Below are 717 nucleotides of genomic sequence, written 5' to 3'. Positions count from 1 at the left end.
GGTGGTGTTTCAAAAAGTATGCTGAAAAAAACAATATGGCTTTTGATAAAATAGAGGTATGAAAATAACGCTACAAATCAAATGTCCTACCTGTCTAAGTAACAATATAAAGAGAAATGGCATCAAAGTAGATGGGAAACAAAACCATCAATGCAAAGATTGCAAACGTCAGTTTATTGGTGNNTCAGAGGAAGCGGTGTAAGAGATATTGCTGAAGTCGAGCGTATCAGCATTGGCAAGGTATTACGAACCTTAAGTGAATCGATCTATCAGATTCAGCCTAAACAAAGCCACTACGAATGTCTTGAAGTCGATGAACTTTGGACTTTTGTAGGGAATAAGAAAAATAAACAATGGCTTATTTATGCCTACCATCGAGAATCTGGAGAAATTGTTGCTTATGTTTGGGGTAAGCGGGATTTAGCAACGGTTCAACGTCTTAAAGCTAGACTTAAAAAGCTTGGGGTTCAATATGCTCGAATTGCGAGTGATCATTGGGATAGTTTTATTACAGCATTTCAATGTTGCAAGCAAGTGATCGGTAAGTTTTTTACCGTCGGTATTGAAGGTAACAATTGTAGAATTCGTCATCGAATCAGGCGTGGATTTAGGAGAAGTTGCAACTTTTCTAAAAAGCTCGAAAATCATTTTAAAGCCTTTGATTTGACTTTCTTTTACCTTAATAACGGATTTGTTTAACGCCAGCATACTTTTTGA

General features: G+C 36.6%; 1 pseudogene. It reads left to right on the top strand.

Going from position 1 to position 717, the window contains the following annotated elements:
* The first annotated feature begins 58 nt into the window (after positions 1–58).
* Positions 59–699 (top strand): annotated as a pseudogene (locus RFW85_RS06670) (IS1 family transposase).
* The last annotated feature ends 18 nt before the right edge of the window (positions 700–717 follow it).

Source organism: Acinetobacter sp. 12966, assembly GCF_031196995.1.
GTDB classification, from domain to species: domain Bacteria; phylum Pseudomonadota; class Gammaproteobacteria; order Pseudomonadales; family Moraxellaceae; genus Acinetobacter; species Acinetobacter geminorum.
The sequence above is the reverse complement of the archived record's forward strand: the minus strand, read 5'-3'. Positions and strand labels throughout refer to the sequence as shown.